Annotated in this window: 4 protein-coding genes; 3 read left to right on the forward strand and 1 reads right to left on the reverse strand. The window is 68.1% G+C overall.

The window, feature by feature from the left end; genetic code table 11:
• Positions 1–12 precede the first annotated feature (12 nt).
• Entirely contained in the window at positions 13–2,631 is a 2,619-nt protein-coding gene (glgP, locus tag ACFUCU_RS12220) for an alpha-glucan family phosphorylase (protein WP_377972865.1), read from the reverse strand.
• Positions 2,632–2,771: 140 nt separating this feature from the next.
• Between glgP and ACFUCU_RS12225 the strand changes: the two genes are divergently transcribed.
• Genes ACFUCU_RS12225 through ACFUCU_RS12235 form a run of 3 tightly spaced genes read left to right on the forward strand, consistent with a single transcriptional unit; the run spans position 2,772 to position 10,364 of the window.
• Positions 2,772–4,853, forward strand: coding sequence for an alpha-1,4-glucan--maltose-1-phosphate maltosyltransferase (locus ACFUCU_RS12225; protein WP_377972867.1), 2,082 nt, complete (start codon positions 2,772–2,774; stop codon positions 4,851–4,853).
• Positions 4,850–6,646, forward strand: coding sequence for a maltose alpha-D-glucosyltransferase (treS, locus tag ACFUCU_RS12230; protein WP_364136667.1), 1,797 nt, complete (start codon positions 4,850–4,852; stop codon positions 6,644–6,646). The genes ACFUCU_RS12225 and treS overlap by 4 nt, the downstream gene beginning before the upstream one ends.
• Position 6,647: 1 nt before the next feature.
• Positions 6,648–10,364, forward strand: a complete 3,717-nt coding sequence (locus tag ACFUCU_RS12235) for a 1,4-alpha-glucan branching enzyme (RefSeq protein WP_377972869.1) — start codon at positions 6,648–6,650, stop codon at positions 10,362–10,364.
• The last annotated feature ends 341 nt before the right edge of the window (positions 10,365–10,705 follow it).

The following is a 10,705-nucleotide window of genomic DNA, read 5'->3' on the forward strand; positions in this document are numbered from 1 at the left end:
AGCCTTCGCAGGTCAGGCGTTGACGATGAGTCCGAGTTCGGCCTTCGACGCCAGGCCGGCATGCTTGGGCAGCACCCGGATGGTGTAGCCGAAGGACCCGGAGCGGTCGATCACCAGGGTGCCGCTGAAAAGGTAGCGGCCCTTGCCAAGGTCCTCCACGGAGGTCAGCTCCACCACGGTGACTTCCGTGAGCTCGTCGCTGTCCTCGGCGCGGCCGTAGGCCACCTCCACGGCGACGTCCTCCGGCGGCAGGTCGTGCAGCGCGATGTACGCGTTGACCTGAAGGTCGTCGCCGATCTGCGGGTCCTCGGAGACGCCCACGGAGTCCACATGCTCCACCTGGATCTGCGGCCACGCGGCGCGGACCGTGGAGCACCACGCGGCCAGCGACTTCGCCTCGGCGTAACCGTGCGCGGACGCCTGGCGGCCGGCCAGCGCGGCGGGCCGGTACAGGACGTTGACGTAGTCCTTGAGCATCCGCTCCGCGGACACCGCCGGTCCCAGGTGGGTCATGGTGTGCTTGATCATGGACACCCAGTGGGTGGGAACCGCCTGCGGCCCGGACTGGGATGGGCCGGCCGCGCCGGCGCCATCGGAGACCGTGAGGCCGTAGAACTTCGGCGCCACCTGGGTCTCGAGCAGCTCGTACAGGGCGGCCGCCTCGATGTCGTCGCGTTCCTCGGGAGACGCGTCGTTGTTGGCGGTGGGGATCGCCCAGCCGTTCTCGCCGTCGTACATCTCATCCCACCAGCCGTCCAGCACCGAGAGGTTCAGGGAGCCGTTGATGGCCGCCTTCATCCCGGAGGTGCCGCAGGCCTCGAGCGGGCGCAGCGGGTTGTTCAGCCAGACGTCGCAGCCGGGGAAGAGCGTGCGGGCCATCGCAATGTCGTAATTGGGCAGGAAGACGATCCGGTGCCGGACCGCGGGATCGTCGGTGAACCGGACCAGGTCCTGGATCATCTTCTTGCCCGCGTCGTCCGCCGGGTGCGACTTTCCGGCGATAACCAGCTGGATGGGGTGGGTCTCATGCAGCAGGAGCGCTTTGAGCCGCGCGGGATCGCGGAGCATCAGGGTGAGCCGCTTGTAGGTCGGAACGCGGCGGGCGAAGCCGACCGTGAGCACGTCGGGGTCGAGGACGGAATCGGTCCAGGACAGCTCGGCGTCGGCCGCGCCGCGCTTCTTCCACGCCGCGCGGAGTCGGCGACGGACGTCCTCCACCAGGGAGACCCGCATCTCCCGGCGCAGCGCCCAGAGCTCTTCGTCGCTGACGTTGTAGGCGAGGTCCCAGCGGCCCTCTGACTCAGCGTCGGCCCCGAACCGGTCACGGGCGAGCTGGGAGACACGCGGATCCACCCAGGTGGGGACGTGGACGCCGTTGGTCACCGAGGTGATCGGTACTTCCGAGTGGTCGAAGCCCGGCCAGAGCGCGGAGAACATCCCGCGCGAGACCACGCCGTGCAGCTTGGCGACGCCGTTGGCCCGTTGGGCCAGGCGCAGGCCCATCACGGCCATGTTGAAGACGAACGGGTTGCCGTCGGCGAAGTCCTCCCGGCCCAGATCCAGGATCTTATCCAGCGGGACGTCCGGGGCCAGGCCCGCGGAGAAGAAGTGCTCGATTTGGGAGATCTCAAACCGGTCGATGCCGGCGGGAACCGGCGTGTGGGTGGTGAAGACGGTGGAGGCGCGCCCGGCGGTCAGCGCCTCGTCCCAGCCGAGGGCGGTGTCCCCGGACATGAGTTCCTGGATCCGTTCGACGCCGAGGAAACCGGCATGGCCCTCATTGGTGTGGAAGACCTCCGGCGCGGGTGCCCCGGTGAGCCGCTGGTAGGCGCGCAGCGCCTTCACCCCGCCCATGCCCAGCAGGAGCTCCTGCTGCAGGCGGTGGTCGCCGCCGCCGCCGTAGAGCCGGTCCGTGATGCCGCGGGCGGCATCGTCGTTGCCGGCCACGTTCGAATCCAGCAGCAGCAGCGGCACGCGGCCGACGTCGGCGCGCCAGACGTGCGCCAGGAGCCGGCGGCCGTGGGGGAGGGGCAGGGAGATTTCCACCGGCCGGCCGTTGCCGTCCGGGGAGGCCTCGCGCAGCAGCGTCAGGGGCAGCCCGTCCGGGTCAAGCACCGGGTAGGTTTCCTGCTGCCAGGCGTCGCGGGAGAGGGACTGTTTGAAGTACCCGGCCTGGTAGAGCAGGCCGACGCCGATCAGCGGCACGCCCAGGTCGGAGGCGGCCTTCAGGTGGTCGCCGGCGAGGATGCCGAGGCCGCCGGAGTACTGCGGCAGGACCTCGGTGATGCCGAACTCGGGGGAGAAGTAGGCGATGCAGCGGGGCGCGTCCTCGCCCAGGCTCTGGTACCAGCGGGGCTGCTCAAGGTACTGGTCCAGGTCCGCCGCGGCCTCGTGTACGCGGCGCACCACATCCTGGTCCGCGGCGAGGCGCTGCAGCTCCTCCCGGCTGACCAGACCCAGGAACGTCACCGGGTCCTGGGCGCTCTCGGCCCAGATGGCCGGGTTCAGCTGTTCGAACAATTCGCGGGTGGGCAGGTGCCACGACCAGCGAAGGTTGGTGGCCAGCCGCGCCAGGGGCCGGATCGGTTCGGGAAGAACGGTTCTGACGGTAAATCTCCGGATAGCCTTCACCTGCGAAACACTAACCGAGAACTTCGGACCCCGGAACAGTTCCGGGTTTCTTTCCGGTAAATGTCGGATGGCGCTTCGGATGACCCCAAAAAACGGAGCAGCCTTAGCATTCTGTGCGATTTCTAGATAACGTCGAGCCTGTGACGACTAACTCCCGAACCAGCGCCGTATCCAAGCAAAAGCCGAAGGCCCTGATCACCGATGGGTTGAAATTCGGCAGGTTTCCGATCACCAACGTCCAGCCGTCGGTCGAGGGCGGTAAATTCCCCGCCAAGGCCACCGTCGGCGAGAGCATCGTCGTCGCCGCGACAGCGTTCCGCGAGGGCCACGACATGCTCGGCGTCAGCGCGGTCCTGCTGGACCCGCGCGGCAAGGAACGCCAGCGGGTCCGCCTCCAGCCCCCGCGCGGCGACCGGGGCAAGGGCACGGATCTCTGGGAGGGTCTGCTGACCCCCACCGCCACCGGCAAGTGGTCTTACGTGATCGAGGCATGGCACGACCGTTACGGCACGTGGCACCACAACGCCGAGGTCAAGGTCGACGCCGGGATCGACGTCGAGCTCATGCTTGCCGAGGGCGCGGCGCTCCTGACCGAGGCGTCCGAGGATCCCAGCCGTCCGTCAGCGGACCGCCGCACCCTCCGGATCGCCGCCGCCGGCCTCGCCGACGCCTCCCGGACCCCGGAGGAGCGCCTCGGCGCCGGCTTCGGCGCGGACGTGGCCGCCGTCGTCGGGCGCCAGCCCATCCGTGAACTCGTCACCGTCTCCGAGCCCTACCCGCTGCTGGTGGAGCGCGAACTCGCCGGCCGCGGCGCCTGGTACGAATTCTTCCCCCGCTCCGAGGGCGCCGTCCGCAACCACCAGACCGGCGAATGGACCTCCGGCACCTTCCGCACCGCGGCGGAGCGCCTCGACGCCGTCGCCGCCATGGGCTTCGACGTGATTTACATGCCCCCGATCCACCCGATCGGCACCCAGCACCGCAAGGGACCGAACAACACCCTGATCGCCGGACCACACGACCCCGGCTCCCCCTGGGCGATCGGCGCGGCGGAGGGCGGCCACGACGCCATCCACCCGGACCTGGGCAGCTTCGAGGACTTCGACGCCTTCGTGACCCGCGCCGGCGAACTGGGCCTGGAGGTCGCGCTCGACCTGGCCCTGCAGGCCGCCCCGGACCACCCTTGGGTCAAGAGCCATCCCGAATGGTTCACCACCAGGGTGGACGGTAGCATCGCCTACGCCGAAAACCCGCCAAAGAAATACCAGGATATTTTCCCGCTGAATTTCGACAACGATCCCGCCGGGCTGTCCAACGAAATCCTCCGCGTGGTTCAACTGTGGATCAGCCACGGTGTGAAGATTTTCCGTGTGGATAACCCGCACACCAAGCCGGTGTGGTTCTGGGAATGGCTGATTGCCAAGGTCAACAAAAAGAACCCCGACGTCGTCTTCCTGGCCGAGGCGTTCACCCGCCCGGCCATGATGCACGCCCTCGGCCGGGCCGGATTCCAGCAGTCCTACTCCTACTTCACCTGGCGGAATACCAAGGAAGAACTGGAGAAGTACTTCCAGGAAATCAGCCACGAATCCCCGGCGTATTTCCGGCCAAACTTCTTCGTCAACACCCCGGACATCCTGACCGAATATCTGCAGTTCGGCGGACCGGCGGCCTTCAAAATCCGGGCCGCGCTGGCCTCGACCGCTAGCCCGCTCTGGGGCGTCTACGCCGGCTACGAGCTCTACGAGCACGTGGCCCGGCCCGGCGCCGAGGAGTACATCGACAATGAGAAGTTCGAGTACAAGGCCCGTGACTGGGACGCGGCCACGGAATCCGGCCGTACCCTGGCCCCGTACCTGACCCGCCTGAACGCCATCCGGCACGCCCACCCGGCGCTGGGGGACCTGCAAAACCTCACCCTGCACGCCAGCACGGACAGCTCCACGGTGGTCTACTCCAAGCACAAGACGCTGGCCGACGGCACCAAGGACACCCTGATCATTGTAGTCAACGTGGACCCGCACAGCCCCCGCGAAAGCACGGTCACCATTGACCGCGCAGCCCTGGAACTGGACCCGGAGGACCTGACCCACAACGGCGGCTACGTCGTCGAGGACCTGATCTCCGGTGAGAGCTGGGAGTGGGGCGAGTACAACTACGTCCGCCTCGACCCCCACGTCGAACCCGCCCACATCCTCAACGTCCGGAGGTCCCGCCCGTGAGCTTTAGTCCGAGCAACCCCAGCCAGCACTTCACGCCCAAGGGGACCTTTGAACTGAACGCCCCCGGCCTGCAGCATGACCCCCACTGGTACCGCAAGGCGGTCTTCTACGAGGTGCTGGTCCGCGGTTTCGCCGACGGGAACGGGGACGGCTCCGGTGACTTCCACGGCCTGATCGAGAAGCTCGACTACCTGCAGTGGCTGGGTGTGGACTGCCTCTGGTTGCCCCCGTTCTTCCAGTCCCCGCTGCGCGACGGCGGCTACGACATCTCGGACTACAACTCCGTGCTGGACGAATTCGGCACCATCAGCGACTTCAAGCGCTTGGTCGCCGAGGCCCACGCCCGAGGCGTCCGCGTCATCATCGACCTGCCCCTGAACCACACCTCGGACCAGCACCCCTGGTTCCAGGAGTCCCGCAAGGACCCGGACGGGCCGTTCGGTGACTTCTACGTCTGGAGCGACACGGACGAGAAGTACCAGGACGCGCGCATCATTTTCGTGGACACCGAGGAATCCAACTGGACCTTCGACCCGATCCGCCGCCAGTTCTTCTGGCACCGGTTCTTCAGCCACCAGCCGGACCTGAACTTCGAGAACCCCAAGGTCATCGACGCCGTGTTCGACGTCGTCCGTTTCTGGCTGGACCAGGGCATCGACGGCTTCCGGGCCGACGCCATCCCCTACCTCTTCGAGGAGGAAGGCACCAACTGCGAGAACCTTCCGGCCACCCACGAGTTCCTCCGCCAGCTGCGGAAAATGGTGGACGAGAGCTACCCCGGCCGCGTCATCATCGCTGAGGCCAACCAGCCGCCGGCGGAGGTCGTGGAGTACTTCGGCACCGAGGAGGAGCCGGAGTGCCACATGGCGTTCCACTTCCCGATCATGCCGCGCCTCTACTACGCGCTGCGCGACCAGAAGGCCGCGCCGATCATCGAGACCATGCGGGACACCCCGGCCATCCCGGAAGGCGCCCAGTGGGGCACGTTCCTGCGCAACCACGACGAGCTGACCCTGGAAATGGTCACCTCCGACGAGCGCGCCGCCATGCTTGGCTGGTACGCGCCGGATCCGCGCATGCGGGCCAACATCGGCATCCGGCGCCGCCTCGCACCGCTGCTGGACAACTCCCGGTCCGAGATCGAGCTGATCAACGCGCTGCTGCTGTCCCTGCCGGGCAGCCCCTTCCTGTACTACGGCGACGAGATCGGCATGGGCGACAACATCTGGCTCGAGGACCGCGACGCCGTCCGCACCCCGATGCAGTGGAACCCGGACCGCAACGCGGGCTTCTCCAACGCGGACCCGGGCAAGCTCTACCTTCCGGTGATCCAGTCGCTGGTCTACAACTACAGCATGGCCAACGTCGAGGCCGAGGCCGCGCACTCCGGGTCGCTGCTGCGCTGGACCCGGCAGATCCTCAGCGTCCGCAAGAACCACCCGGCGTTCGGGCTCGGGTCCTTCAAGCATGTCGAGGCGGACCACGACGTCGTCCTGGCCTACCTGAGGGAGCTCCCGGCCGGGAACGCCGCCGGTGAGGACCCGGAAACCATCCTCTGCGTCTTCAACCTTTCCCAGCACCCGGTGGCCACGTCGCTGCGGGTCCCGCAACTGGCCGGCCGCGGCCTGCGGGACGTCTTCGGCGGTCAGGCGTTCCCCGGCATCGCCGACGACGGGACGCTGACCCTGACCCTGGGCAGCCACGACTTCTTCTGGCTGCGGGTCCGCTCGGCCGCCTCCAACCCGGCATCGCCCCACACCCAGGCGATGCCTATCCTGTCCATCGAAGGCTGACATGACCCGACCCACCCTTTCCCCCGCCCTGGATGCGCTGCTGCGCAGCTGGCTGCCGCGCCAGCGCTGGTTCCCGGTCAAGAGCGCGCACTTCAGCTTCGACCCGGTGGGCAGCGTGACCCTCGAAGCGCGCGTCCCGGCCGCACCCTCCCCGGGTACGCCGGCGGAAGACGGCGGTGCCCGGTTCAAGGTCCTGCTGCTGGCCGTCACCTACCCGACGGCGGACGGCGACCGGACCGACGTCGTCCAGGTCCCGCTGAGCTTCCGCGCCCTGCCGCTGGCCGGTGCAGGGGCGGCGCTGCTCGGCGAGATCCAGGCCGACGGCGGCACGCCGGGCGGCTGGGTGTACGACGGTGTCCACGACGCGGCGTTCATCGCCGCGTGGCTGGAGCTGATGCGCTCCCGCGGCGCCACCGCGGACGGGTCGGCCACCGGCGAGCTGGTCGACTCGGACCACCGGCTGCCGCTCGCCACCGGCAAGGTCCGGGTGCTCTCCGGCGAACAGTCCAACAGCTCGGTGATCGTCGACGACGGCACCTCCGCCGCGATTTTGAAGTTTTTCCGCGTCCTCTCCGAGGGGCAGAACCCCGAGGTCGAAATCGGCGCCGCCCTGACCGCGGGACGCACGGCCGAGGTCCCGGCCACCCTCGGCTGGGTGACCGGTGAGTGGACCGTCACGGACGGGCCGGCTACCGATGCGGACGGCGGCCGGGCTGCCCGCGCCGAACTGGCCGTCGCCCACGAATTCCTCGCCGGCGGCCTGGATGCGTGGCGGCTCGCCGTCGACGCGGCCCGCACCGGAACCGATTTCACCGCCGAGGCGCACGCCCTCGGCGTCGCTACGGCCACCGTCCACCGCCGCCTCGCCGAGGCGCTCGGCACGGCGGCAGAGGCCGTCCCGGGCGGCGACATTGCCCCCGGCGTCGCCCAGCGGGTCCGCCAGTCCTGGGCCGAGGCGGGCACCGCCGTCGGACCCTTCGACGAGGCCCTGCAGTCCCTGCTGGCCCGGCTCGCCGGGACCAGCGCGGGGCAGCTGCAGCGGATCCACGGGGACCTTCACCTCGGCCAGATCCTCCAGGTCCCCGGCGCCGCCGGCCAGCCCGCCCGCTGGGCGATCCTCGACTTCGAGGGCGAGCCCCTGCGGCCCGTCTCCGAACGGAATTTCCCGGACGTGCCGCTGCGCGACGTCGTCGGCATGCTGCGCTCCTTCGACTACGCCGCCGGCGCGGCCGCTCGCGAGGACGACGGCGCCGCCGTCCCCGAAGAGTGGGTGGACGACTGCGCCTCGGCGTTCCTCGCCGGCTACGCCGAGGTCACCCCCGGCACCATCGACCGTGACTCGCCCTTGTTCACCGCCCTTTGGCTGGACAAGGCGCTCTACGAAGTTGTTTACGAACTACGAAACAGGCCCGACTGGCTCGCCATCCCGGTGAATGCATCCCGTCGTCTCCTTGGCAGTACTGGCTCCGGCGCCCCCGTCGAAGCCGCAGCGGAAGGTAAGAACATGACTGGCTCAGCACGTACCGAACGGCCCGGAGCGCCGCTCCCCGTCGACGCGGACACCCTCGCCCGGGTGGCCGCGGGGGAGCATCACGCCCCGCACTCCGTCCTCGGCGCCCACCTCGACGACTACGGCCACGTCACCATCCGAACCGTGAAGCACATGGCCGAATCCGTTTCGGTGGTGACGTCCGCCGGCACGACGCCCATGACGCACGAGGCCGGGGGTGTGTGGGTGGCCGTCCTCGAGCCGCTCGATGCCGGCCACGTCCCGGATTACCGGCTGGAGGTCCGCTACGAGGACCAGGACGCGGTCCGCACCGACGAGCCCTACCGCTACCTGCCCACCGTGGGTGAAATCGACCTGCACCTGATCGGGGAAGGCCGGCACGAACGGCTCTGGGACGCTCTCGGCGCCCACGTCCAGCACTACAAGTCCTCCCTCGGCGACGTCGACGGTGTGTCCTTCGCCGTCTGGGCCCCCAATGCCCAGGCCGTGCGCGTCAAGGGCGACTTCAACGGCTGGGACGGCCGCGAGAACTCGATGCGCTCGCTCGGCTCCTCCGGGGTATGGGAGATCTTCATCCCCGGCGTTATGGCAGGGGCGTGCTACAAGTTTGAGATCAAGACCCGGCACGGGCACTGGGTGGAGAAGGCCGACCCGCTGGCGTTCGGCACCGAGGTACCGCCGCTGACCGCATCCCGTGTGGTCGAACCGTCCTACGTCTTCAAGGACGAGGAGTGGATGAAGGCCCGCGCCGCCCGCGATCCGCACAACGCGCCGATGAGCGTCTACGAGGTGCACCTCGGGTCCTGGCGCGTCGGCCTGGACTACCGCCAACTGGCCAAGGAACTCGTGGAGTACGTGAAGTGGCTCGGCTTCACGCACGTGGAGTTCATGCCCGTCGCCGAGCACCCGTTCGGCGGCTCCTGGGGCTACCAGGTCACGTCCTACTTCGCGCCGACCTCCCGCTTCGGGCACCCGGACGAGTTCCGGCACCTGGTGGACGAACTGCACCAGGCGGGCATCGGCGTGCTGCTGGACTGGGTCCCGGCCCACTTCCCCAAGGACGCCTGGGCGCTGGCGAAGTTCGACGGTGAGCCGCTGTACGAGCACTCGGACCCGAACCTCGGCGAGCACCCGGACTGGGGCACCCTGATCTTTGATTTCGGCCGCAGCGAGGTCCGCAACTTCCTGGTCGCGAACGCGCTGTACTGGCTGGATGAGTTCCACATTGACGGACTCCGGGTGGACGCCGTCGCCTCGATGCTGTACCTGGACTACTCCCGCAAGGAGGGCCAGTGGCAGCCCAACCGCTTCGGCGGCCGCGAAAACCTTGAGGCAATCTCCTTCCTGCAGGAAGCCAACGCCACGGTCTACAAGACCCACCCCGGCGCGGTCATGATCGCCGAGGAGTCCACCGCATTCCCGGGCGTCACCGCCCCCACGGACCAGGGCGGCCTGGGCTTCGGGCTCAAGTGGAACATGGGCTGGATGCACGACTCCCTGAAGTACATGGCGGAGGACCCGTACAACCGCAAGTGGCACCACGGCACCATCACCTTCTCCATGGTTTACGCCTATACGGAGAACTTCCTGTTGCCGATCAGCCATGACGAGGTTGTCCACGGCAAGGGTTCGATGCTGCGCAAGATGCCCGGCGACCGCTGGCAGCAGCTGGCCAACCTACGCGCGTTCCTGGGCTACCAGTGGGCGCACCCGGGCAAGCAGCTGATCTTCATGGGCACCGAGTTCGGCCAGGAGGCCGAGTGGTCGGAGCAGTACGGGCTGGACTGGTGGCTGGCGGACATCCCCGCCCACCGTGGCGTGCAGCTGCTCACCAAGGACCTGAACGAGCTCTACAGTTCGACGCCGGCCCTCTACGAGCGGGACAACGATCCGGAGGGGTTCCAGTGGATCAACGGGGGGGACGCTGACCGCAACGTCCTGAGCTTCATCCGGCGCGACGCGGACGGCAACCCGCTGGTGGTGGCGCTGAACTTCTCCGGCGCCCCGCACCACGACTTCCGCCTGGGTGTCCCCGCTGCGGGACAGTGGCGTGAAGTGCTGAACACCGACGCTGACGCGTATGGAGGATCGGGCGTCACCAACGGCGGGACGCTCACCGCGTCCGGGGACGGCATCGACGGGCAGCCTGCCTCGCTGACCGTCACGCTTCCGCCGCTGGGTGCTGCCTACTTCAAGGCCGCCGAGTAACACTCCTATGAAGGGCCCGGAACCGTCGCGGTTCCGGGTCTTCCGGGTGTCCGGGGGAGTGCTCCTGAGCCCGCTTTGTCACCGCGGCCGAGTGGTGGTACAGTTTATTTCCGCGCTGCTCCCCGGAGTTGATCCGCTGAGAAGACCACGAAGGCCACGGCCAACTGGATCGAAACGCTGATTTGACTAGGGCGAAGTGCGCGGGTAAGTTTGAAAAGTTGCTCCGGAGCGAGTTGCGGCCCTTGATTGGGTTGTGGTGGTGCCGGGTGTGTCTGTTGTTTGAGAACTCAATAGTGTGCCAAGTTTGTTGATACCGATTGTTTTATTGATTGGTTGAAATT

The organism is Arthrobacter sp. NPDC057259 (assembly GCF_042668995.1).
Classification (GTDB): domain Bacteria; phylum Actinomycetota; class Actinomycetes; order Actinomycetales; family Micrococcaceae; genus Arthrobacter.